The organism is Planotetraspora phitsanulokensis (assembly GCF_016863295.1).
GTDB classification, from domain to species: Bacteria; Actinomycetota; Actinomycetes; order Streptosporangiales; family Streptosporangiaceae; genus Planotetraspora; species Planotetraspora phitsanulokensis.
On sequence record NZ_BOOP01000004.1, the window covers coordinates 155,256 to 176,698 of the forward strand.

At 71.0% G+C, this 21,443-nt stretch carries 23 protein-coding genes; 11 read left to right on the forward strand and 12 right to left on the reverse strand.

Translation table 11 applies throughout. The annotated features are described in order from the left end of the window. Positions 1-88: 88 nt before the first annotated feature. The 3 genes from Pph01_RS06365 to Pph01_RS06375 form a co-directional block, all read right to left on the reverse strand. The gene (locus tag Pph01_RS06365; protein ID WP_204072014.1) at positions 89-511 is read right to left on the reverse strand and encodes a CBS domain-containing protein; all 423 of its coding nucleotides are present in this window, start codon (positions 509-511) and stop codon (positions 89-91) included. Between the two features lie 85 nt (positions 512-596). After that, positions 597-1,259 carry a response regulator gene (locus Pph01_RS06370; RefSeq protein ID WP_204072015.1) on the reverse strand — a complete coding sequence of 221 codons (663 nt, stop codon included), beginning with the start codon at positions 1,257-1,259 and terminating at the stop codon, positions 597-599. After that, a complete protein-coding gene (locus Pph01_RS06375) occupies positions 1,247-2,428 on the reverse strand; it encodes a sensor histidine kinase (protein ID WP_239116476.1) in 1,182 nt (393 codons plus the stop codon). Before Pph01_RS06375 ends, Pph01_RS06370 begins: the two co-directional genes overlap by 13 nt. A 188-nt stretch (positions 2,429-2,616) precedes the next feature. On the opposite strand from Pph01_RS06375, the gene Pph01_RS06380 reads away from it, so the two are divergent. From Pph01_RS06380 to Pph01_RS06390, 3 genes are all read left to right on the forward strand, one after another. Then, positions 2,617-3,048 (forward strand): DUF6069 family protein, encoded by a 432-nt coding sequence (locus Pph01_RS06380; protein WP_239116477.1) that lies wholly within the window; start codon positions 2,617-2,619, stop codon positions 3,046-3,048. Further along, the gene (locus tag Pph01_RS06385) at positions 3,045-3,692 is read left to right on the forward strand and encodes a class I SAM-dependent methyltransferase (protein ID WP_204072016.1); all 648 of its coding nucleotides are present in this window, start codon (positions 3,045-3,047) and stop codon (positions 3,690-3,692) included. The genes Pph01_RS06380 and Pph01_RS06385 overlap by 4 nt, the downstream gene beginning before the upstream one ends. A gap of 71 nt (positions 3,693-3,763) precedes the next feature. Next, positions 3,764-4,867, forward strand: coding sequence for an ADP-ribosylglycohydrolase family protein (locus tag Pph01_RS06390; RefSeq protein ID WP_239116478.1), 1,104 nt, complete (start codon positions 3,764-3,766; stop codon positions 4,865-4,867). Here the strand turns inward: Pph01_RS06390 and Pph01_RS06395 are convergent. The 5 genes from Pph01_RS06395 to Pph01_RS06415 all read right to left on the reverse strand — a co-directional run bounded on the left by Pph01_RS06395 (position 4,864) and on the right by Pph01_RS06415 (position 9,993). Next, the gene (locus tag Pph01_RS06395) at positions 4,864-5,883 is read right to left on the reverse strand and encodes a zinc-dependent alcohol dehydrogenase (protein ID WP_239116479.1); all 1,020 of its coding nucleotides are present in this window, start codon (positions 5,881-5,883) and stop codon (positions 4,864-4,866) included. The genes Pph01_RS06390 and Pph01_RS06395 overlap by 4 nt on opposite strands. Positions 5,884-6,052: 169 nt before the next feature. Continuing rightward, a complete protein-coding gene (locus Pph01_RS06400) occupies positions 6,053-7,477 on the reverse strand; it encodes a sensor histidine kinase (RefSeq protein ID WP_239116480.1) in 1,425 nt (474 codons plus the stop codon). A 204-nt stretch (positions 7,478-7,681) separates the two neighbouring features. Continuing rightward, positions 7,682-8,500: a PIG-L family deacetylase gene (locus Pph01_RS06405; protein WP_204072019.1), complete on the reverse strand. Its 819-nt coding sequence runs from the start codon at positions 8,498-8,500 to the stop codon at positions 7,682-7,684. A 7-nt stretch (positions 8,501-8,507) separates the two neighbouring features. After that, entirely contained in the window at positions 8,508-8,954 is a 447-nt protein-coding gene (locus Pph01_RS06410; RefSeq protein ID WP_204072020.1) for a ribosomal maturation YjgA family protein, read from the reverse strand. Between the two features lie 166 nt (positions 8,955-9,120). Further along, positions 9,121-9,993, reverse strand: a complete 873-nt coding sequence (locus Pph01_RS06415) for an alpha/beta fold hydrolase (protein WP_204072021.1) — start codon at positions 9,991-9,993, stop codon at positions 9,121-9,123. A 157-nt stretch (positions 9,994-10,150) separates the two neighbouring features. Between Pph01_RS06415 and Pph01_RS06420 the strand changes: the two genes are divergently transcribed. Further along, positions 10,151-11,788, forward strand: a complete 1,638-nt coding sequence (locus Pph01_RS06420; protein WP_204072022.1) for an ABC-F family ATP-binding cassette domain-containing protein — start codon at positions 10,151-10,153, stop codon at positions 11,786-11,788. Positions 11,789-12,000: 212 nt separating this feature from the next. Next, positions 12,001-12,906: a helix-turn-helix domain-containing protein gene (locus tag Pph01_RS06425; protein ID WP_204072023.1), complete on the forward strand. Its 906-nt coding sequence runs from the start codon at positions 12,001-12,003 to the stop codon at positions 12,904-12,906. Positions 12,907-12,934: 28 nt separating this feature from the next. Here Pph01_RS06425 and Pph01_RS06430 read toward each other — a convergent pair whose 3' ends face one another. Next, positions 12,935-13,453 (reverse strand): MarR family winged helix-turn-helix transcriptional regulator, encoded by a 519-nt coding sequence (locus tag Pph01_RS06430; protein WP_204072024.1) that lies wholly within the window; start codon positions 13,451-13,453, stop codon positions 12,935-12,937. Positions 13,454-13,582: 129 nt separating this feature from the next. On the opposite strand from Pph01_RS06430, the gene Pph01_RS06435 reads away from it, so the two are divergent. Both Pph01_RS06435 and Pph01_RS06440 read left to right on the forward strand, forming a co-directional pair. Further along, positions 13,583-15,043 carry an MFS transporter gene (locus Pph01_RS06435; protein WP_204072025.1) on the forward strand — a complete coding sequence of 487 codons (1,461 nt, stop codon included), beginning with the start codon at positions 13,583-13,585 and terminating at the stop codon, positions 15,041-15,043. Positions 15,044-15,250: 207 nt separating this feature from the next. Next, positions 15,251-15,940, forward strand: coding sequence for an alpha/beta fold hydrolase (locus Pph01_RS06440; protein WP_204072026.1), 690 nt, complete (start codon positions 15,251-15,253; stop codon positions 15,938-15,940). Here Pph01_RS06440 and Pph01_RS06445 read toward each other — a convergent pair. Beyond that, positions 15,933-16,589: a hypothetical protein gene (locus tag Pph01_RS06445; RefSeq protein WP_204072027.1), complete on the reverse strand. Its 657-nt coding sequence runs from the start codon at positions 16,587-16,589 to the stop codon at positions 15,933-15,935. The two genes, Pph01_RS06440 and Pph01_RS06445, sit on opposite strands and share 8 nt — an antisense overlap. Positions 16,590-16,776: 187 nt before the next feature. Between Pph01_RS06445 and rnhB the strand changes: the two genes are divergently transcribed. After that, on the forward strand, positions 16,777-17,526 hold the full coding sequence (gene rnhB / locus Pph01_RS06450) for a ribonuclease HII (protein ID WP_204072028.1): 750 nt from the start codon (positions 16,777-16,779) through the stop codon (positions 17,524-17,526). A gap of 11 nt (positions 17,527-17,537) precedes the next feature. Here rnhB and Pph01_RS06455 read toward each other — a convergent pair whose 3' ends face one another. Beyond that, a complete protein-coding gene (locus Pph01_RS06455; protein WP_204072029.1) occupies positions 17,538-18,371 on the reverse strand; it encodes an alpha/beta fold hydrolase in 834 nt (277 codons plus the stop codon). A gap of 125 nt (positions 18,372-18,496) precedes the next feature. Then, complete coding sequence (locus Pph01_RS06460; protein ID WP_204072030.1) at positions 18,497-19,363, reverse strand: NAD-dependent protein deacetylase; 867 nt, start codon at positions 19,361-19,363, stop codon at positions 18,497-18,499. Between the two features lie 142 nt (positions 19,364-19,505). Between Pph01_RS06460 and Pph01_RS06465 the strand changes: the two genes are divergently transcribed. The 3 genes from Pph01_RS06465 to Pph01_RS43255 all read left to right on the forward strand — a co-directional run bounded on the left by Pph01_RS06465 (position 19,506) and on the right by Pph01_RS43255 (position 21,298). Further along, entirely contained in the window at positions 19,506-19,895 is a 390-nt protein-coding gene (locus Pph01_RS06465) for a PPOX class F420-dependent oxidoreductase (RefSeq protein ID WP_204072031.1), read from the forward strand. 226 nt (positions 19,896-20,121) lie between these two features. Then, a complete protein-coding gene (locus tag Pph01_RS06470) occupies positions 20,122-20,769 on the forward strand; it encodes an SRPBCC family protein (protein WP_204072032.1) in 648 nt (215 codons plus the stop codon). A gap of 160 nt (positions 20,770-20,929) precedes the next feature. Next, a complete protein-coding gene (locus Pph01_RS43255) occupies positions 20,930-21,298 on the forward strand; it encodes a ClpX C4-type zinc finger protein (protein ID WP_204072033.1) in 369 nt (122 codons plus the stop codon). Positions 21,299-21,443: the final 145 nt, after the last annotated feature.

A 21,443-nucleotide genomic window follows, 5' to 3' on the forward strand; every position in this document is an offset into this window, starting at 1 on the left:
CTTTCTCCGGCGACGCGCCGCGATTGAGGTCGAGGACGGCCCCGCGCCTCCCCGGGGGGAGATGCGGGGCGATCTCGCGGCGCGGCCCTCAGTTGTTGGGCGGGGCCGCGCTTATTTCGGACAACGCCGAGGTCGGATCCCGCTCCACGGCCATGTCTCCGATCGAGACGATGCCGACGGGATGGCCGTTCTCCACGACGGGAACCCGGCGTACGGCCTTCTCACGCATCAGCCGCACGACTTCGTCGGCGTCCTGATCGGGGGTGACGGTCACCACGTCGGCGCTGCACAGCACCCCGATCGGCGTGGCCGTCACGTCACGGGTCTCGGCGACGCCGCGTACCACGATGTCACGGTCGGTCACCACGCCGCACAGGCGCTCGCCGTCCCCGATCACCAGGACGTCGCCGATTCCCTGGTCGCGCATGAGCCTGGCGGCCTGGGTGACGGTCGCCTCTCTGGTCAGCATCACCGGACCAGGAGTCATGACTTCTCGTACTTTCTGCGTCATCTTCCACCCCTCCTTCCGGTCAACCGCTCTACCCGGCGAGGCGGGGGCTAACCCGGACGCCGGGGCGGGCGGCCCCGGCCGAGTCTCAGGCGAGACCGGCGTCGTGGGCGAGGAGCGCGATCTGCGTGCGGTTCCCGAGGCTGAGCTTGTTCAGGATGTGGGTGATGTGCGCCTTCACCGTGCCCACGCTCATGAAGAGCTCGGCGGCGATCTCGGCGTTCGTCAGCCCCTGGGCGATGGCGAGGACGACGTCGTGCTCGCGGGGGCTCAGGCCGGCCAGGGCGTCACGCGCCCGCTCGTACGCGCCGGACGCGGTGGCCACCTTCTCCATCAACCGGCGGGTGATCGCCGGAGACAGGATCGGGTCCCCTGACGAGACCCGGCACACCGCGTCCACGATCTGGGCGGGCGGGGTGTCCTTGAGCAGGAATCCGCTGGCCCCGGCGCGCAGCGCCCGTAAGACGTTTTCGTCGGTGTCGAAGGTCGTCAGCACGATGACCTCCGGGGGGTTCTGTCGTCGCCGCAGCCGGTTAATGGCCGTGATCCCGTCCACCCGCGGCATCCGCAGGTCCATGAGCACGACCTGGGGGGCGTGCGCGTCGATCGCGGCAGGGACCTCGTCCCCGTCGGCCGCCTCGGCGACCACCGCGATGCCGTTCGCGCCGTCGAGCATCAGCGAGAGCCCGGCACGCACCAGAGGGTCGTCGTCCACGATGAGAACGCGTACAGCATGGCTCACGCCGGCCATGGTAGCGAGGCGCGGAGGCGGAACTCTCCAGAAGTGATCTCGTGGTCGAGCCGTCCCCCGGCGAGCCGCACCCGCTCGGTCAGCCCGATCAGGCCGGTGCCGCTGCCCGGGATGGCGGGGACGGCCGGCGGGCCGTCCGGCAGCGGGTTGCGCAGGTCGATGACCAGGTCCGTCCCCGGCCGCCCGTCCAGCGTCACCTCGACGGGTACGCCGGGAGCGTGCTTGCGTGCGTTGGTCAGCCCTTCCTGGACGACCCGGTAGGCCGTCCGCCCGGTCGTGGCCGGCATCGCCGCCGGATCCGCCGTCCGGTCGTCCAGCCGCACCCGCATCCCCGCGTCGAGCGACTCGCCGACCAGCCGGGGCAGGTCGGTGAGCACGGGCTGCGGGCGTCCGTCGGCCGCCTCGGGGTCGTCGTCGCGCAGCAGGCTGATGACCTCACGCAACTCGTCGAGCGCCTCATGCACGCCCGCCCGCACCACGCCCGCGGCGCGGGAGAGCTTCTCCGGAGACGCGTCGGGACGGAACTCCAGCGCGCCCGCGTAGGTGGCCACCAGCGAGAGCCGGTGGGCCAGCACGTCATGCATCTCGCGGGCGATCTGAGCGCGCTCTGCCACCCTCGCCTCCGCGACCCGGCGGCCCTGCTCCGCCTCCGCGCGGTGGGCCCGTTCACGCAGCGACACGATCAGGCTGCGGCGAGCCTGTCCCAGCGCGCCCCAGCCGACCAGCGCGGCGTACGCGACGACGACCACGAACACCCACCAGCCGAACGACAGTCCCCCCTGCGGACGCGACACGCCCTGAATCGCATGCGCCCCGACCCCCGCCACCGCCACCGCGACCGCGACGGGGAAGCGGCGCCATCGGGCGACGTACGAGGCACCGAAGGTGGCGGTCGGAGTGGCGACCGGTGACAGCGCGGCCAACACCGTCAGCGCCAGCGCCCCGGTGACGGGCCGGTGGAGCAGCACGGGCATGAGGGCGCATGCCGCCGTGCCGACCACCAGGTCGAGGAGCAGGACCGTCGTCGTGCCGTGCGCGTCGGAGTGCCCCCAGAACGCGAGCGCGGTCATCGCGGTCATCACGATCGTCACCACGGTCGTGACGACCCGCCCGGGGACGCCCGCACGCGGGCTCATCACCTCGGCCGGTGCGCAGTCCACGAGATTCACACGCCCAGATTAGGTCGGGGTCCGGATCCCCGACACCGACCAAAGTCGGTACTCCGCCCGACCTGGGTCGTACCGCCCGCGGCCCTGCGGCCGATGCGACGGGCGGCGCACGCGGGCCATTCTGCACTGGACCGCAAGGGACGCGAACCCGATGAAACGTCCCCCACACCCCCGCGAAGGGAAAGCAGATGTCCGCTCGCCCCGATCTCACTTCCGTCTCCACCGCACCGGCCGCCGACCGGCCCACCCGCGGCCGCCGGCTCGTCGTCGTGGCCGGCGCCTCGGTCGCCGCGCTCGCGATCTGGGCGCTCGCCGGTCCCGTGGCCGGGATCGATCTGACCGTACGGCTCAACGGCGCCGACCAGCAGGTCGGCGCGGGCGCCGTCATCGCAGCGAGCCTGGCCGCCGGGCTGGCGGCCTGGGCGTCACTGGCGCTGCTGGAGCGCCTCACTGACCGGGCCCGCCGCATCTGGACGATCATCGCCGTCGTGGTGCTCGTGTTCTCGCTCACCGGTCCGCTCGGCGCGGCCGGGGCCGCGGGCATGGCGGTGCTGGCCTGCATGCATCTCACCGTCGCCGCCGTGCTGATCCCGGGTCTGACCGTACGGCGCCGCGGGTGAGCGCGGCACCTCCCGCCGGGAGCCGGCCGCCACTGGGAGCCGCGCTGGGCCCGGCGGGAGCAGGCGACCCGATCGGCGACATGGCCGGCTACACCAGGCGCAAGCACCGGCTCCTCGCATCCCTGACCGGCACCGTCCTCGAACTCGGAGCCGGCAGGGGAGCCAACTTCGGGCTCCTCCCCGCGGGTGTCACCTGGATCGGCCTCGAACCGGACCGGCGGCTGCACGGACGGCTGGCGCGCGCCGCCGCCGCCCACGGCCGCCGGCCCACGATCCTCGGCTCCCCTGCTGAGGAGATCCCGCTGCCCGACCGGAGCGTGGACGCCGTCCTGACGACGGTCGTCCTGTGCTCGGTGGCCGACCAGGGCCGCGTGCTCGCGGAGATCCGGCGGGTGTTGCGGCGCCCGGGCCGTTTCGTGTTCTTCGAGCACGTCGCGGCACCGTCCGGCACGTGGGCGCGAAGGTCGCAGCGACTCTGGGCCGGCGTCTCCCGGCTCTACGGGGACGGCTGCGATCCCGGCCGGGAGACCTGGAAGACCATCCGGTCGGCGGGCTGGACCGACCTCGACCTGCGATGGTTCACCTCCGGAAGGCGCCTCGCCGTGTACGGGCCGTACATCGCCGGGCAGGCGGACATCCGCTGACCGCAGAATCATTTGGTCGCGAATGTCGCCCCATGTCGCTACGGTCGGTCCGGCGAAAGGAGATCATGCGCATGACTGGGACAGAGGGCGATGCAGAGGGCGTGACATTCCGGAGCAGGGTACGCGGCTGCCTGCTCGGCGGGGCGATCGGCGACGCCCTGGGCGCGCCCATCGAGTTCGACTCCCTCGGCGTCATCCGGCGCAATCACGGCCGCGAAGGGCTGACGGACCTCGTGCACGACTGGCGCGGCAAGGTCGGCCTGGTCACCGACGACACGCAGATGACGCTGTTCACCGTCGAGGGGCTGATCCGAGCCGGTGTGCGCCAGAGGGAGAAGGGGATCGGCGGCGCCGAGGTCGACGTCGTCAGGAATGCTTACCTGCGCTGGCTCGACACCCAGGAGCACCAGGCGCCGCCCGCCGCGGACGACCTCGTCCGCACGGGACGGCTCCGCGAGCAGACCTGGCTGTACTCGCGGCGCGCGCCGGGAAACGCCTGTCTGTCCGGCCTGCGCCAGAAGCTCGGCCCGCTCGCGGGTCCGGGCATGCCTGGGCCGGTCAACCCCGGCTCCAAGGGCTGCGGCACCGTCATGCGTTCCGCGCCCTTCGGCCTGGCCGCGTCCGACGCGCCCGGCGCCTTCCGGCTCGCCGCGGAGTGCGCCCAGATCACCCACGGGCATCCCACGGGGTACGTCGCGGCCGGGGCCTTCGCCGCGATCGTCTTCTACCTCTCGCGGGGCGCCACGATGAGCGAGGCCGTACGGGAGACCCTCGGCCTGATCGGCGACCTGCCCGCGCACGAGGAGACGACTGCGGCGGTCGAGGCCGCGGTGGCCCTGGCGGCCGAGGGACGGCCGTCGCCGGAGGCCCTGGAGACACTCGGCGGCGCCTGGGTCGCCGAGGAGGCGCTCGCGATCGGGGTCTACTGCGCCCTCGTCAGCGAGCACGACATCGAGCGCGCGCTGCTGCTCTCCGTGAACCATTCCGGCGACAGCGACTCCACCGGCTCCGTCTGCGGCAACCTCCTGGGGGCCCGCCACGGCGAGGCGATCCTCCCGCGCTCCTGGTCGTCCCGGCTGGAGGGCAGGGACACCGTCGTCGAACTCGCCGACGACCTCACCGACCTGGTCACCGGCTCCGGCGACCCGCGGCCGGACAGGTATCCCGGGAACTAGCGGCGCGGGTCCACGTGGACTTTCGGGGCGTCGCCCCATTCGGGGCGTCGCTCTCCGCCGAGGACGGCCGCGAGGTCCTCCAGGGCCACGGTCGCGGCGACGAGCGGACGCGGGTCGACGGCGCCGGAGGTGTAGAGGTCGACGGTGCCTTCGAGACCGCCGGAGGCGCTGAGCACGCCGACGGCGGTGACGTCCTTGAGGGCGATGGTGCGGGTGTCGACGAGGCTCGGCTCGCCGGCGAGCCCGATGTAGACGACACGGCGTCCGGGCTCGACCAGGTCGAGCGCGAGCGCGGGCAGAGCTGCCGCGTTCGACGCGTCGATGACGGCGTCGAACCGGAGCGCCGGCAACGTCTCCGCGGTCCACACGTGGGCGAACCCGAGACGCCGGGCGAAGTCCAGTGACTGTCTCGTACGGCCGAGCAGGTGGACCTCGGCCCCTTCCGCCTCGGCGATGCGTGCGGCGAGCAGCCCGATCGTGCCGGGCCCCAGGACGAGGAGCCGCTCACCGGGCAGCAGGCCCGCTCCCCGCACCGCGCGCAGCGCGTTGCCGCCCGGCTCGACCAGGGCTCCGAGCGCCGGATCGAGCGTGTCGGGCAGCGGCTGAAGGGCGCTCACCGGCACGGCCAGTTGCTCGGCGAGGCCGCCCGGCCGGCCGTTGCGGATGCCGATCTCGTAGCGGTCGGCGCACAGATGCCGGCGGCCGGCTCGGCAGCGGTGGCAGTGCCCGCAGCCGAGCATGGTGTCGCCGGTGACCCGTCGGCCGATCCAGGAGGGGTCGGCCGCGTCACCCACGGCGGAGACGACGCCGGCCCATTCGTGGCCGATCCGGATGGGGTAGCGCGCCTCACCGGTGTGCAGGTAGGCCATGTCTCCGGAGAAGAACTCGGCGTCGGTTCCGCAGACGCCGGCACGCTCGACGTCGACGACGACCTCGTCGGGAAGGGGCTCCGGCCGGGGCACGTCCCGGACCTCGGCCCGGCCGGGCCCGGTGATCACGAACGCGCGCATGGTCATCGAGGCGCCGGAGCCCGCCGGACGTGAGCGGCGTTCCGTCCTGTGCCCGCTCGCGGCGGGCTGTGCACGTCTTCGGGCTCCACAGGGCCGTATCGTATCGGCGTTTCCGATCATCAGAGCATTGTTCCGGTAAGAACCGGGCGATTCGGACGAATACTCGCGATCCGTCTCAGGGGGAAGGGCCGGACTCGTCCAGAGGGATCCTGAACACGAACCTGGCTCCCCCGCTGGACGACTCGCCTGCCCGTAACGATCCGTCGTGCGAGTGGGCGACGTCACGCGCGATGGCCAGGCCGAGGCCGGTGCCGCCGTGGTCGCGGCTGCGTGCCGAGTCCAGCCGGGTGAACCGTTCGAAGACGCGCTCCCGGTCGGCCTCGGGGATGCCCGGCCCGTCGTCGGCCACGATCACCTCCGCGAAGCCGCCGCATGTCCGCACCTGGACGTCAACGGCGTCCCGCGCGTGCCGCTGGGCGTTGTCGAGCAGGTTCCGCAACGCCCGGACGAGCTGGGACTGGACCGCCACGACGTGCACGTCCCGTTCGGCCCACAGCCGCACCTCCGGCCTGGCCGTCCGTGTCGCGACCTCACGCCGGACCAGAGCCGTCAGATTCACCGGCAGCCGCTCGCCGTCGGCGTGGGCCTCGACCCGTGCCAGCAGCAGCAGATCGGTGATGATCTGCTCGAGCCGGTCGACGTCGCCCATCGCGTCCCCGAGCAGGGCCGCAAGGTCGGTCTCCTCCGGGTGCATCCGGGCCTCCTCCAGCTCCGTCCGCAGTCCCGCGAGGGGCGTGCGCAGCTCGTGCGAGGCGTCGGCGACGAACTGCCGCTGCCTGGTCAGGATCCGGTCCCTGGACCGCTTGGCCCGCTCGATCCGGCTGAGCGTGCCGTTCACGGTCCGGGCGAGGTTGGCGATCTCGTCGTCCCCCGGGGGCTCGGGCACCCGTCCGCTCAGGTCGTTGAAGTTGATCGTGGCGAGCTCGGTGCGGATCGCCTCCACCGGCCTGAGCGTGCGGCCGACCACCAGCCACGTCGCCCACGCCGCCAGAAGGACCAGCACGGCGTCCTGGATGCCGAACAACCGGGCGAAGATCTCCGTCGAGGTCAGCGCGGCGACCGGCCGGCCCGCGTAGACGACCGGCGAGCTCGCGCCCGGCTGGACCCGGAGCGCCGACAGCCGCACGCATCCCACCCGCGGCGAGGCGCAGGTCTGCACGTCACGTTCCGGATCACTCGCACTCGGCCAGACCGAGCTGAGGGGCGGCAGCCCCCGGGCGTCCTTGGAGGCGCCGATCACGTGGTGATCCGGCGCCACCACCTGGACCAGGTTCGCCCCCGCCACCTGCGGCAGGATCAGATCGGACGCGGTCCCCGCCCGGACGGCGGCCGCCGTGAGGTCGGCCTGTTGCCTGACCTCCAGCCAGATGGCGTCGGCGACCGCCTGCCGTCCCACCGCGCCCTCCGCCATGGCGGTGGGGATGAGGAGAGCGAGGGCCAGCAGGGTGACCAGGGCGGTGATGCGACCGCGAATGGAGCGAGGACGCGCATACGACAGCAGGCGCCGGATACGCGCGGCGCATCGGGACCTGCCGTCCACGGCGTGTCCTCCCTGCAGATGGACCATCTCCCCCGTCTAAGAGATTTCCATACTGTATGCAGCCCTGTGCTCCGTACCTCCGCTCGCCGGGCCTGCTCCGGCCCGGTGCCATGCGAACGGAGGTCGGCGATGACTCCTCCACGATCCCAGCCCGGGCGGCGTCAGTCTTTACCGTTAGCCACCATTGGGGACACCTGCTCGCGCCTATGCGCGAAGGCCGGCGAACAGGTCGTCCTCCTGATCCGGCGCATCGATGCGGCAGAAGTGACGGGTGAAGCACTCCGGGGAGAAGACGCGTGGCTGGACGTCCTCGGGCAGCCGCAGGAGGAATGCGCCGTCCGACTGGCTCGCGTGCGCCCGCAAGGCCTTGATCTTGTTCTCGACGTACGGCGAGACGTCGACGACGGTGGTGACGAGCTCGTCCGGGGTGCCGAAGTCGTCGGGCATCTCGGCGTCGGCCCAGTCCGCGCCCAGGGCGCGCATGTGCTCGAACATCTCCCGCATCCTGGCGCGGGGCATGGCACCGTAGTAGAGCTTGTCGGGAATCCCGGTCCTCTCGGTCGCCGCCACCGCGATCCGATGGGCCTGGATGTGGTCGGGGTGGCCGTAGCCGCCGTTCTCGTCGTAGGTGACGACCACCTGGGGCCGGTAGTGCTCCATGAGCTTCCCGAGCTTCGCGGCGGCGTCCTCCACCGGGGCGTTGCTGAAGGCGTCGGGGTGATCGTTGGCCGGCCAGCCGTCCATGCCGGAATCCCGGTATCCAAGCAGCTCGACGTGGGCGATGCCCAGATGCGCGGCCGACTCCCGCAACTCGCCGAGCCGGTGCTCCGCCACCGCCCGGGGGTCGTGGCCCTCCTCCCCCGGCTTCACTCCGCCGGGCCCGTCACCCTGCTCCCCGTTGGTGCACGTCACCAGAACCGTGCGGATTCCCTCATGGGCGTAGCGGGCCAGGATCCCGCCCGTGCTGATCACTTCGTCGTCCGGATGGGCGTGCACGGCCATCACGGTCAGTTCTCGAGACATTCGATCCTCAGTTCCGTTCGTCACGGCCGGCAGGCGACGAGGTGGGCTCCTCGCCGGCCGGGCCGTCCCCTTCGTGGTCACCATCCTGGACGCCGTTCGGCCCACGAGCGCGGACGGGCCTCCTCACCCCGGCGTGGATCACCCAGGCCGCTCCGGCGCCCACGGCGTACCAGAGCAGGTCAGGAGGGTTGAACGTGCTGCCGAGAATCGGGCGCGCGATCGCGGGCAGATCGAGAAGCTGCGAGAACTCGATCAGCCAGCTGGCGGCGAGCGAGATCGCCGCCACTCGGGAGGGGCGGGCGGCCGGGACCGCGAGCAGCACGAGCAGATACAGCAGGACGGTGTAGAGCGCGTCCCCCGCGTACTTGGCGAACGGACCGTCGAGGAACGCTCTGATCAACAGCCCGGCCGCGATCGTCACGACCGCGGCCACGGCGACGGGGAAACGCGACATGCGATCACCGTAGCGGCGGCCACCGACAGACTTCCCGCGGCATCGTCCTCAGCGGCTGAGACGCCGCCGCGGCACCGTCCTCGGCGGCGTCTCTGCGGCGTCTCTGCGCTGCCGTGGCCACGCTGTGGTCGGCTGCCAGGTTCCCTCCGGCCGGCCTGTCAGGCGATCACTCATCCTCCGGCAGGGGCCGTCCGGCGGCGAAGGCGTGGATGAGCCGCCAGACCTCCGCGGGCGCCTCTTCCTGAGCGAAGTGGCCCGCGCCCGGCACCAGGGCCGTGGTCAGGTTCTCCAGCCCGGCCGCGCGGAGTCCGGCGGCGTATGCCGCGATCTCGCCCACTTCACCGTCGCCCCGCAGGTAGAGCACCGGGGTGCGCACGGCACCCGTCGCGGCGGCGTTGTCCCTGGCGTCCTGGCCGAAAGCCCGATAGAGGTCGAACCCGGCGGTGAGTGAGGCGTCGCTGCCGTAGGCGGCGGCGTGGGCGGCACGCGACTCCTCGGTGATCTTCGACGGGTCCACCGACAGAACGTCATAGAAGTAGGTGAAATACTCAGCCTGACGCCCCCGTACCAATGTCTCGGGCAGCGCCGGCACGTTGTGCAGGCCGAAATGCCAGATATAGGGATTCCTGATGACATCGGCCCACGGCTCCACACCGGGGATCACGGTGTTCATGATGACGACGCGGGCGATCTCCGGATACTGCCGGAGGAACGCGTAGGCCACCATCCCGCCGGCGTCATGGCCGACCAGGGTGACATCGGTGAGCTCGAAGGCCTGGATCAGCTCCCGGACTCTCTCGGCCACGATCCGTTTGCTGCCGCCGTCTGCCGTGGTGGTGGACTCGCCCACCCCCGGCAGGTCGATGGCGACGGCACGGGAGTCCCGCCCGGCAAGCGCCATGACCTCCTTCCAGGTCCGCCACGATTCCGGCCAGCCGTGCAGGAACAGGTAGGGCCGGCCGTGGGGGTCGCCGGCCTCGACGACGTGCAGGGTGCAGTCTCCGGCGTCCAGGTGCCTGTGGCTGAACTCAATAGGCATGAATCATGCATATCTGAAAGACATGAATCGTGCCGGTCCTGGATCAGATGGCGGCCAAAGCGCGCACGCGCATGATCATTGATCAGTGGGGACACGATCATCCCGACCCCGTGGGACGCGGCGGCACCCTCGGGACGGCACTAGCATCGTTCGGGATATGAGCGCAACGATCGTGGTGAAGGACCTGGCCGCCGGGCACGGAGAGCGGGTCCTGTTCTCGGGGCTCGATCTCGTGGTCGCCCCCGGCGACGTCATCGGGCTGGTCGGAGTCAACGGCGCGGGCAAGTCCACGCTGCTCCGCCTGCTCGCCGGTCTCGACGAGCCGGAGGAGGGCGCCATCCGGATCTCGCCGCCCACGGCGGTCGTCGGCCACCTTCCCCAGGAGCCGGAGCGCAGGCCGGACGAGTCCGTCCGGACTTTCCTCGGCCGCCGCACCGGCGTCGCCCAGGCGCAACGCGACCTCGACGCCGCCACCCAGGCGCTGGTCGAGGGCCTGCCCGGCGCGGACGACTCCTACAGCACGAGCCTGGAGCGCTGGCTCACCCTGGGAGGCGCGGACCTCGACGAGCGCGCCGCCGAGGTGGCCGCCGACCTTGGTCTCAGCGTCGACCTCGACCAGCCGATGACCTCGCTGTCGGGTGGTCAGGCCGCGCGCGCCGGCCTCGCCTCGTTGTTGCTGAGCCGCTACGACGTCTTCCTGCTCGACGAGCCGACCAACGACCTCGATCTCGACGGCCTCGACCGGCTGGAGAGGTTCGTCACCGGCCTGCGGTCGGGCACCGTGTTGGTCAGCCATGATCGCGAATTCCTGGCCAGGACGGTCACCTCCGTGCTCGAACTGGACCTCCCCCAGCAGCAGATCAAGCTGTACGGCGGCGGCTACCAGGCGTATCTGGAGGAACGCGAGGTCGCTCGCGCGCATGCCAGGGAGCAGTACGACGAGTACGCCGACACCCGGTCCCAACTCGAGGCCCGGGCCCGCGCCCAGCGCTCCTGGATGGAGAAGGGCGTGCGCAACGCCCGCCGCAAGATGCCCGACAACGACAAGATCGGACGGAACGTCCGCATCGAGTCGACCGAGAAGCAGGCGGCCAAGGCCCGCCAGACGGAGAAGCTGATCGAACGGCTCGAGGTGGTCGAGGAGCCGCGCAAGGAGTGGGAGCTGCGGATGGAGATCGCCGCCGCGCCCCGGGCCGGCGCGGTCGTCTCCACCCTCCGCGGCGCCGTCGTCCGCCGCGGCTCCTTCACACTCGGGCCCGTCGATCTGGAGATCGGCTGGGCGGACCGGGTGGCCATCACGGGGGCCAACGGCTCGGGCAAGTCCACGTTGCTGGCCGCGCTGCTCGGCCGGCTGCCGCTCGACGAGGGCCACGCCTCGCTCGGCCCCGGCGTCGTCGTCGGCGAGGTCGACCAGGCGCGCGGGCTCTTCCTGGGAGACGAGCCGCTGCTCGACGCCTTCGGCGCCCTGGTCGCGCCGATGCCGCCCGCCGACGTCCGGACGCTCCTGGCGAAGTTCGGCCTGAGGGCCGCGCACGTGACCCGACCGGCGGCCACCCTGTCGCCCGGCGAGCGGACCCGGGCGGCACTGGCGCTGCTTCAGGCGAGTGGGGTCAACCTGCTCGTGCTCGACGAGCCGACCAACCATCTCGACCTGCCCGCGATCGAGCAGTTGGAGTCGGCTCTCGCGAACTACCCGGGCACGCTGCTCCTGGTCACGCACGACCGGCGGATGTTGTCGGCCATCCAGGTGAACCGCCGCCTGCAGGTCGAGGCCGGGCGGATCTCCGAGGTCTGAGGTCCGAGATCTGAAGTCCGAGGTCCCGCCCGCCGGCCACGCCGGTTCCTGCCCGGGCCCGTCACTCCCGTCAATCCTGGCCGCACCCCTGACCGGGCGCCGCGACCCGCCCCGCGGTCCCGATGAGCGCGAAGTTCCGCTTGAGCACTGTGTGACTCGTTTCAAAGGGGCCGACTACGTTCCAGCACCTTTCGAGTCATACCGTTGTCACTATGAGCGCCAAGAAGCCACTTGGCGATTTTCTTCGAGCCCGGCGTCAGGTCACGAGCGTCGCCCAGGCGGGGCTCGCGCGCGGTGGCCGCCGCCGCATCCCGGGGTTGCGCCGCGAGGAGGTGGCCACGCTCGCCGGCGTCAGCACGGACTACTACATCCGGCTGGAACAGGGCAGGGAGCGCCACCCCTCGGCTCAGGTGCTCCAGGCCCTGGCACGGGTCTTCGACCTCACGCCCGACGCCACCGAGCACATGTTCGAGCTCGCCAGCCCCCGTGCGCACCGGCGCAGGACCTCCGGCGCGTCCGAACAGGTCAGCGAGGGCGTGTTGCGCCTTCTGGACAGGTGGGACCACGCGCCGGCGTTCGTGGTGAACCGACGACTGGACGTGCTGGCCAGGAACCATCTGTCCCGATGCCTCGTCTCGGGACAGGACCTCTACGACAACCTGCTGCGCTTCACCTTCCTCAACCCCGCGTCGCGCGAGTTCTACGTGGACTGGGAGCGGGAGGCCCTGGCCAAGGTGGCCGATCTGCGCGCCGCTGCGGACCCCGACGATCCCGCGACGCTCGAACTGGTGGAGGAGCTCTCCCAGACGAGTGAGGACTTCCGCCGGATGTGGGCACGCCACGACGTCCGGGCCAAGGCCGACGAGCCGAAACGCATCCACCACCCCGTGGCCGGCGACCTGATCCTGTGGCACGAGACGTTCGCCATCGCCAGCGCCCCCGATCTGCGCATATTCGTCAGTACGGCCGAGCCGGGCAGCCCTTCTGAACGCGCTCTCGCACGACTGGCCCGCCTCGGCCCCGGCGATCGCCGGGTGCGGCCCGCTCGCCGTTCCGCTCCGGTCGCCGAGCCTCGCGGGGAACACGCGTCGCGGGGCAGGAGACTCCGTCACGAGTGACGGGCCTGCCCCGTCTCCCTTCGTCCCCTCAGCCGAAGTCCTCTTCGGAGCGGCGACCGGGCGGGACCACGGTCGCGGGAAGGCCCGCCGTACCTGACGGGCCCGGGCGGGGCCAGCCGCGCCCCTCGTGGTCCTCGACCGCCATGTTGAACCGGGCCAGAACACTAGCGAAGCCGGCGAGGTCCTCCCGCGTCCAGCCGGCGAGCACGACGCCCAGCCCGTCGGTCGCCCAGGCACGATCGGCGTGCAGGCGGCGCAGTCCCTCGGGCGTGATGCGCACCTTGCGCGCCATCCCGCCGTCCGGGTCGGGGATCCGCTCGGCCACGCCGGAGCGCAGCAGCGCCGCGGTCTGGCGGTTGACCGTGGACGTGTCGAGCCCGAACGCCTCCGCGAGCTGGCCGATCGACATCGGCCCCTCGATCTCGATCCGGCTGAGCAGGAGGTACGCGCTGCGATCCAGGCGGCCCCTCGTCCCGAACGCTCCCATGGCGACATGACGGCCGATCAGCCTCAACTCGCGCTCGATCTCCGCGATCTCCCTCTGCATGCCCGTACCTCCCTCGTGCCTCGGCGGTCCCCGACCCCCCGATTATGCATGCTGCATAGCATATGTAGGATGCATATCGCCTGGTCCGGGAATCCGAACCGGGCTTTTCCAACGTCGAGTGGAGACGTCATGAGCACCACCGCCCCCGTATCGCGCACCGGCGCGATCGTGAGCGTGCTGGCCGCCGCCGGAATCACGGTGTCGGTCATGCAGACCCTGGTCGTCCCCCTCATTCCAGAGCTACCACAGCTGCTGCACACCTCGGCGGCCAACGCCACGTGGGCGATCACCGCCACCCTGCTGGGAGGAGCCGTCGCCACGCCGGTCGTCGGCCGGCTCGGCGACCTGTACGGCAAGCGCCGCCTGCTGCTGATCAGCACCCTCCTGCTGGTGGTCGGCTCGCTGGTGTGCGCCCCCGCGAACACGCTCGCCCCGATGGTCGTCGGCCGGACGCTGCAGGGCTTCGGGATGGGCGTGATCCCTCTCGGCATCAGCATCATGCGTGACGTCCTGCCGCAGGAGCGGCTGGGCTCGGCCATGGCGATCATGAGTTCCTCGCTCGGGGTCGGCGGCGCACTCGGCCTGCCGGCGTCGGCCGCCGTCGCGCAGAACGCTGACTGGCACGTGCTCTTCTGGGGGTCGGGCGCACTCGGCCTCATCGCCGGCGTGCTCATCCTCGTGTTCATCCCCGAGTCCTCCGTACGGGCGGGCGGGCGCTTCGACTTCGCCGGCGCGCTCGGCCTGTCGGCCGGGCTGATCTGCCTCCTGCTGCCGATCTCCAAGGGCAGCGACTGGGGCTGGGGCAGCGCCACCACGCTCGGGCTCTTCGCCGCCTCGATCGTGATCCTCCTGGTGTGGGGCGTGTGGGAGCTGCGTCACACGGCGCCGTTGATCGACCTGCGCACCAGCTCACGCCGCCCGATCCTCATGACCAACCTGGCGTCCGTCGTGATCGGCTTCGCGATGTACGCGATGTCGCTGATCGCCCCGCAGTTGCTGCAGCTTCCCGAGGTCACCGGATACGGCCTGGGCCAGAGCATGCTCGAGGCCGGTCTCTGGATGGCCCCTTCCGGGCTGGTCATGATGGCCGTCTCGCCCTTCGCCGCCAAGCTCTCCGCCGCGCGCGGCCCCAAGATCTCCCTGCTCGTCGGCGCGCTCGTGATCGCCGGAGGGTACGGCGTGGCGCTCGCGCTCATGGGCAGCGCGGCGGGTGTGCTGGCCTTCGCCGCGGTGATCAGCGCCGGTGTCGGCTTCGCCTACGCGGCCATGCCCGCCCTGATCATGAGCGCCGCCCCCGCCTCGGAGAGCGCCGCAGCCAACGGCCTGAACAGCCTGATGCGTGCGATCGGCACCTCGACCGCCAGCGCCGTCATGGGCGTCGTCCTGGCCCACATGACCGTGCGGCTGGGTCCGGTCACCGTGCCCTCCGAAGCCGGGTTCCGCGCCGACTTCATGATCGGCGCGGGAGTCGCCCTGCTCGCCGCTCTCGTCGTCCTGGCCATCCCCGGCCGGGCGGGAGGAGCGCTCGCCCGGCGCACCGCCCGGCAGGGATCCCAGGAGGCCGTCGTGGAAGGGTCCGCCCTCCGGTAGGGGCACCCCGCGTGGACGGCGCCGGACCGGGCGGCCCTGTGACCGGGGCCGTACGGCCGGCGCCGTCTCCGTCCGGGGTGAACGGCCGGCGCGGTGGTCGTCGAGGAGCGATCACCTCTACGTTGGGAGTCACCGGTTGAGCCGGAGTTCCCGGACTTCGCGACTCGCTTCCCGACGTCGTACGACATAAGAGGGGCCATCCAGCACATGTCGACTTACGTCCTCATCCCCGGCGCGGCGTCCACCCCGTGGTACTGGCACCGGGTCGTCCCCCTGCTCCGCGAACGCGGCCACGACGTCGTGGCGGTCGACCTGCCGTGCGACGACGACCGCGCGGGACTGGCCGATTACGCCGACGCCGTGGTGGACGCCGTCGGGGAGCGCACCGGCCTGGTGCTGGTGGCCCAGTCGATGGGGGGATTCACCGCGCCGCTGGTCTGCGACCGGCTCCCGGTCGACCTGCTGGTCCTGGTGGCCGCTATGGTCCCTCTGCCTGGTGAGAGCCCGGGCGAGTGGTGGGAGGCGACGGGTCACGACCAGGCGCGCCGGGAGAACGAGGAACTCGAGGGCCGTGACCCGGACGCGCCGTTCGATCCGCTCACGGTCTTCCTGCACGACGTGTCCCCCGAGGTGGCCGCGGAGTCGGCGCACCACGTGCGGGAGCAGTCGGCCACGCCGTTCGGCAAGCCGTGGCCGCTGTCCGCCTGGCCCGATGTCCCGACGCGGTTCCTCCTCTGCCGGGACGACCGTTTCTTCCCGGCGGCCTTCCAGCGGCGCGTCGTCAGGGAACGGCTCGGCTTCACCCCGGACGAGATGGGCGGCGGTCACCTGCCCGCGCTCGCACGTCCCGGCGAACTCGTCGATCGGCTGGAGGCCTACCGGACCGCCCTCAAATAAGCCCGATGACCATGCTGATGACGACCGCGAGGAAGAAGCCCACGAAGCCGCCGATCGGCGGATCCATCGGCTCGCGCTCCTCGGGCCCCCACCACAGCGGCCGGGGCTCGAGGAGCAAGTAGAGCAGCGCGCCGATTTGCCCGATCGTGAACAACCAGAGCCAGGCCCACCGGTTGGCCAGGCGGGTCCGCTTCGTGACGAGCATGATGAGCAGCGCGAAGCACCACGCGATCTGCACCACCGGACCCGTGCCCGGATCCGGAACCCGTAACGGCCAGACGGACAGGAGCCACCGTCCGGTGCCTTCGTACGGGCTGCGATGCACGACCTCCGTCCACCCGCTCTCGCGAAGGTCCTTCTGCCCTCGCGAATACAGATCCGTGCTGTGATACCAGGTCAGCGGGCCGGTCGACCAGCGCAGGTCCACTCGCGTCTCCGGCGTCGAGTAGTCCCGTTTCTCGGCGACGTAGGTGACATCCCCGGCTTTCAATCTCGCCCAGAACTCCTCGGCGGAACGTTCCCTGGGCACCGCGCCGGCCAGGGTGACCAGCACGCCCCAGAGCAACACGGCCAGCAGGATTCCGTGCAGGCACAGGCCGATGACCCAGTCCAGCTTGCGCATGACCCGCGGTTCCTGAAGCAGGTCCACTCTCACCCCTGGCGTACGTGTTGTCCGCCATTGTGGCGATCCAGGGGGATTCTCCGGCAAGGGAGGAACAGAACGCAATCGATCTCCCGTGCTGCCATGATGGGCCGATGCCGCGAACCCCCGAGCGAAACCCGGACGGCCACCTGACCGGACCCATCGGCAGAGCGTCCCTCCGCGGGCCGGCGTCATGAGCGACACGCTGCCCGGTCTCCCCGAGAAGGTGCCGGCCGGGCCACGCGAGGCGGCCGGTTACGAGATCGAACACCAGCTGGTGGCCGGCGGAGCGACCCGCATCGCCGGCGTGGACGAGGTCGGCCGCGGCGCCTGGGCCGGGCCGCTGGTGGTGTGCGCCGCCGTCACCGACCTGAGCCCGGCTCCGGAGCTGCCCGGCAGAGGGGCCAGGACCGTACGGCTCAACGACTCCAAACTCCTCTCCTCCGCGCACCGCGAGGGCTTCGCCGAAGTCCTTCCGGGATGGCTCGCGGGTCACGCGATCGGAGAGTCGAGCCCGGCGGAGATCGACGAGGTGGGCATGACCGAGGCGCTGCGCCGGGCGACCGTCAGGGCGCTCGAGGCACTGCCCCGGCGCCCTGACATGGTGATCCTCGACGGCAAGCACGACTTCCTCGGCCGGCCGTGGCGCGTGCGCTGCGAGATCAAGGCCGATCAACGCTCGGTCAGCGTCGCCGCCGCGTCCGTGCTGGCCAAGGTGCACCGTGACCGCCTGATGGCTGCGCTGTCGGCCGACCATCCCGAGTACGGCTTCGCCGACAGCGCGGGCTATCCCTCACCCGTCCATCAGGAGGCCCTGGCGGCCGGCGGGCCGACTCCGCATCATCGGCTCTCCTGGTCGTACCTCGACGACCTGCCCCAGTGGCGGCACCTCAGGAAACATCGTGATCCGCTGGCCGGTTCCGGCCAGATGACCCTGCTCTGACTACCCGACCGCTACTCGGCGAGGAAGGCGAGCAGCGCCTCGTTGACCTCCTCCGGATGCGTCCAGGCGATGTTGTGCGGGCCGCCCTCCACCTTCACGAACCGCAGATCCTTGATCAGCCCCGGGAGCCGGGCGGCGGTCGCCTCGAAGGGCAGGATGCGGTCGGCGTCGCCGTGCACGACCAGCGTGGGCACGTCGAACTTCGGCAGGTCATCGCGGAAGTCGGTCAGCCATGCGCCGACGCACGCGTACGTGGCGTGGGCCGACGCGCCCGCGGCGACGTTGAAGCTGCCCTGCCACGCCTGGTCGCTGATGCGGGTGCCGGCCAGCACGTCGACGTTGTAGAAGTTATCCAGGAAGTCCTTGAGGTAGGCGAACCGGTCCGCGACGATCGCCTTCTGGATGCCCTCGAAGACCGCCCCGTCGACGCCCTCGGGGTTGTCGTCCGTTTTCAGCAGGAACGGCGGGATCGCACCCAGCAACGCGGCCTTCTTCACGCGCGCCGTGCCGTACGTGCCGATGTAGCGGGTGACCTCACCCGTCCCCATCGAGAAGCCCACCAGCACCACGCTGTCGAGACCGAGTGCGTCGAGCAACGTGTTCAGGTCGGCGGCGAAGGTGTCGTAGTCGTACCCGACGGTCGCATGGCTGGACTGCCCGAAGCCGCGGCGGTCGTAGGTGATCACTCGATATCCGGCGGCGAGCAGGACCCGCTGCTGCTTCTCCCAGGAGTGCCCGTTGAGCGGGTAGCCGTGGATCAGCACCACCGGTTGCCCGGTGCCGTTGTCCTCGTAGTAGATCTCGATGTCGGCGCCGTTCTCCTGACCGACGGTGACCTTGGGCATGACATTCCCCCTAGAGTTCGTGACCACGTCACGCGTTCGACTTGATGAGACCGCGTGGCCCCAACCAAGGATGCCCCCTCGCCGCCGGCGGTCCGCAGGGCCCCCCACAGTGGGCACTGGGTCAGTCAGTCGGCCGGGCCGAGTTCCGCCAGGAGAGCGGTGAGGGCCGAGCCGAGCGGAGCGTCCAGAGCCACGAGGGCGTGGTCGTCTCCCCGGGTCGCGCCCTTGTTGATGATCGCGACGGGGATCGCGCGTTCGCCCGCATGACGGACGAACCGGAAGCCGGACATCACGGTCAGCGACGACCCGAGGACCAGCAACGTCCTGGCCTCCCCGGTCAGCGCATAGCACTCGTCGACGCGAGGGCGCGGCACGTTCTCCCCGAAGAACACGACGTCGGGCTTGAGCAGGCCCCCGCAGCTGTGGCAGTCGACGATGTCGAACCCGTCGATCTGGTCGTCGGCGATCACCGCGTCGCCGTCGGGATTGATCACGCTCGCCTGGGCGTGCCAGCCGGGGTTCGCCTCGCGCAGGCGCTCGTCGAGCAGCCCGCGGGAGGTGCGCCGGCCGCAGGACAGGCACATCACCCGGTCGATGGCGCCGTGCAGTTCGATCACCTGCCGGGCGCCCGCGGCCTGGTGGAGGCCGTCGACGTTCTGCGTGATGATCCCGGAGACCAGGCCGCGCGCCTGCAACTCCGCGACCGCGTGATGACCGGTGTTGGGCTCGGCGCGGGCGATGTGCCTCCAGCCCAGATGGCTGCGCGCCCAGTAGCGGCGGCGGGCCTCGGCGCTGCCGATGAACGTCTGGTACGTCATCGGATCGGCCTGTCGCTTCCTGCCGGTCTCTCCGCGGTAGTCGGGGATGCCCGACTCCGTCGACAGGCCGGCTCCGCTGAGGATCACCACCCCGCCGTCCGCCACGAGACGGACCAGCGTTCTGAACGCGGGACCGTCGACCGTGTCCGCGTGATCCGCCGACGCATCGGACATAACGCCATGAGGCTCATCTATCGCCCGAGTCACTCCTCCATGGTGCCCGACGCCCGCACCTGTCCGGGCCAACGCCCCAGGGCCGGCGGGCCCTCGGGCCGGCCGCCGGGAATCGATGATCGCCGGCCGTCGTTACCTCGCCATGAGCGTGATTCCCGATGACCTGGTTGACCTGCTCGAGCGGCCGATTTTCGGCAATCTCGGCACCATCCGGCCCGACGACACCGTGCAGGTGAACCCGATGTGGTTCGAATTCGACGGTGAGCAGATCCGGTTCACCCACACCACCTACCGCGCCAAGTACCGCAATCTGCAGCACAACCCGTCGATGAGCCTGCTGGTCATCGACCCGGACGACCCGCTGCGCTTCCTGGAGGTCCGGGGCGGCCTCGTCGACGTCGTGCCGGATCCCGAGGGGGCGTTCTACGTCCGCCTCGGGCAGCGTTACGGAGACGCGGACACTCCGCCGCCCCCGGACAGCAAGGACCGCGTCATCCTCGTGATGGACGTGCAGAAGACCGCGAGGAAGTAGCCGCACGCGGTTCCGAGCCGGTGGGGGGCATCCCTCCCACTGGCTTCGGCCGTGTGGGACGCCTGCGCCCCGCGACCCTCCTCCTTTTCCACGGTCCGCCGTTGCCGCTCACCTCGGGGTTTAGCCCCCGAGGCGCGGGCAGGGCATTCGTGGCAGCCCATACGTGGCCATGACCGCACGTGCCGTAACCACTCGTGGGGCCGTGGCCACAGGAGAAGGAGGAGGCATGAGTTCGATCGACCATTCCGTCGACGTGAATGTCCCGATCCGTACGGCGTACAACCAGTGGACCCAGTTCGAGTCCTTCCCGCAGTTCATGGAGGGCGTGGAGTCGGTCACGCAACTCGGCGACACCCGTACCGACTGGATCGTCGAGATCGCCGGTATCCGCAGGGAGTTCGCGGCCGAGATCACCGAGCAACACCCCGACGAGAAGGTGGCCTGGCGGTCCCTCGACCGGCCGCGGCAGACAGGCGCGGTCACGTTCCGCCGCCTCAGCGGGGACAACACCAGGGTGACGCTCCAGATGGAGTACGACCCCGAGGGCTTCGCGGAGAAGGCCGCCGACGCTCTGCGACTCGTACGCCTGCGCGTCAGAGGAGACCTGGAGCGGTTCAAGAGCTTCATCGAGTCGCGCGGCACCGAGACCGGAGCCTGGCGGGGCGAGGTTCCCGCCCCGCGTCACGAGTCCGGGACCGGCTCCGGATACGACGTCGGCGAGCCGATGCCCCCGCAGCCCGTCAATCCCGAGTACCCGCGTGAGACGCCGCTGCCTCCGCCGGGTCCCGGGCCCGTCCCGCCGGCACGCGGCACAAACCCTCCCCCGGGCAGCGGCCCCGTGCCCCCGCGGGACACGCCTGGGCCGGTCATCTGACGGCGTCGCGGGGCCGGCGACCTGGTCGTCCGGATCCGCGGGTGTCCGCGGACCCGGACAGGTCGGGGATTCCGCGCGGCTTGTCAGGCACTCCCTGACACTCTAGGCTGTGCGGCAGACGTCAGGCGTTCCCTGACATGTGCGCTGAGAGGATCCCCCCATGGCCGCGTCCGCCAAAGCCAAGACGATCGTGCAGTGCTCGTTCTGCGGGAAGCCGCAGACCGAGGTCCAGAAGGTGATCGCCGGGCCAGGCGTCTACATCTGCAACGAATGCGTGCGGCTCTGCCTCGTCATCCTCGAAGCCGAGGAGACCTCCCCCACCCCGCAGATTCCCGCGTGGGACACGATGACCGACGAGCAGATCCTGGAAATACTGCCCAAATTCGCCGCGGCGGGACGGCAGGTGGAGGACAGTCTGCAGGCGTGGGTCACCCGCCTGCGGGAGCGGAAGGTGACCTGGACCAGAATCGGGGAGACCCTTGGCATGACCCGCCAGTCCGCCTGGGAACGCTTCTCCGGCGAGGAATAACCCCACATATGGTGATCATGCGCAGGCTCGGCAACATCCCCCCTGCGCGTGATCATGCACAGTGGTCGGGCTGGTCAGGGCAGCCGTTCCCAAAGTGTGCATGATCACGGGGAGAGGGTGGGCAGGCGGGGCGGCGCATCGCCGA

What these genes read in the sequence shown, in the direction of transcription:
- Pph01_RS06455 (WP_204072029.1), bottom strand. Translation starts at nt 18,371, where the DNA reads ATGCCCAAGGTCACCGTCGGTCAGGAGAACGGCGCCGACATCGAGATC.
- Pph01_RS06410 (WP_204072020.1), bottom strand. Translation starts at nt 8,954, where the DNA reads ATGTCGCGTTTCCCCGTCGCCGTGGCCGCGGTCGTGACGATCGCGGCC.
- Pph01_RS06380 (WP_239116477.1), top strand. Translation starts at nt 2,617, where the DNA reads ATGTCCGCTCGCCCCGATCTCACTTCCGTCTCCACCGCACCGGCCGCC.
- Pph01_RS06425 (WP_204072023.1), top strand. Translation starts at nt 12,001, where the DNA reads ATGAGCGCCAAGAAGCCACTTGGCGATTTTCTTCGAGCCCGGCGTCAG.
- Pph01_RS06420 (WP_204072022.1), top strand. Translation starts at nt 10,151, where the DNA reads ATGAGCGCAACGATCGTGGTGAAGGACCTGGCCGCCGGGCACGGAGAG.
- Pph01_RS06430 (WP_204072024.1), bottom strand. Translation starts at nt 13,453, where the DNA reads ATGCAGAGGGAGATCGCGGAGATCGAGCGCGAGTTGAGGCTGATCGGC.
- Pph01_RS06365 (WP_204072014.1), bottom strand. Translation starts at nt 511, where the DNA reads ATGACGCAGAAAGTACGAGAAGTCATGACTCCTGGTCCGGTGATGCTG.
- Pph01_RS06395 (WP_239116479.1), bottom strand. Translation starts at nt 5,883, where the DNA reads ATGACCATGCGCGCGTTCGTGATCACCGGGCCCGGCCGGGCCGAGGTC.
- Pph01_RS06370 (WP_204072015.1), bottom strand. Translation starts at nt 1,259, where the DNA reads ATGGCCGGCGTGAGCCATGCTGTACGCGTTCTCATCGTGGACGACGAC.
- Pph01_RS06465 (WP_204072031.1), top strand. Translation starts at nt 19,506, where the DNA reads ATGAGCGTGATTCCCGATGACCTGGTTGACCTGCTCGAGCGGCCGATT.
- Pph01_RS06415 (WP_204072021.1), bottom strand. Translation starts at nt 9,993, where the DNA reads ATGCCTATTGAGTTCAGCCACAGGCACCTGGACGCCGGAGACTGCACC.
- Pph01_RS06440 (WP_204072026.1), top strand. Translation starts at nt 15,251, where the DNA reads ATGTCGACTTACGTCCTCATCCCCGGCGCGGCGTCCACCCCGTGGTAC.
- Pph01_RS43255 (WP_204072033.1), top strand. Translation starts at nt 20,930, where the DNA reads ATGGCCGCGTCCGCCAAAGCCAAGACGATCGTGCAGTGCTCGTTCTGC.
- Pph01_RS06470 (WP_204072032.1), top strand. Translation starts at nt 20,122, where the DNA reads ATGAGTTCGATCGACCATTCCGTCGACGTGAATGTCCCGATCCGTACG.
- Pph01_RS06435 (WP_204072025.1), top strand. Translation starts at nt 13,583, where the DNA reads ATGAGCACCACCGCCCCCGTATCGCGCACCGGCGCGATCGTGAGCGTG.
- Pph01_RS06390 (WP_239116478.1), top strand. Translation starts at nt 3,764, where the DNA reads ATGACTGGGACAGAGGGCGATGCAGAGGGCGTGACATTCCGGAGCAGG.
- rnhB (WP_204072028.1), top strand. Translation starts at nt 16,777, where the DNA reads ATGAGCGACACGCTGCCCGGTCTCCCCGAGAAGGTGCCGGCCGGGCCA.
- Pph01_RS06405 (WP_204072019.1), bottom strand. Translation starts at nt 8,500, where the DNA reads ATGTCTCGAGAACTGACCGTGATGGCCGTGCACGCCCATCCGGACGAC.
- Pph01_RS06460 (WP_204072030.1), bottom strand. Translation starts at nt 19,363, where the DNA reads ATGTCCGATGCGTCGGCGGATCACGCGGACACGGTCGACGGTCCCGCG.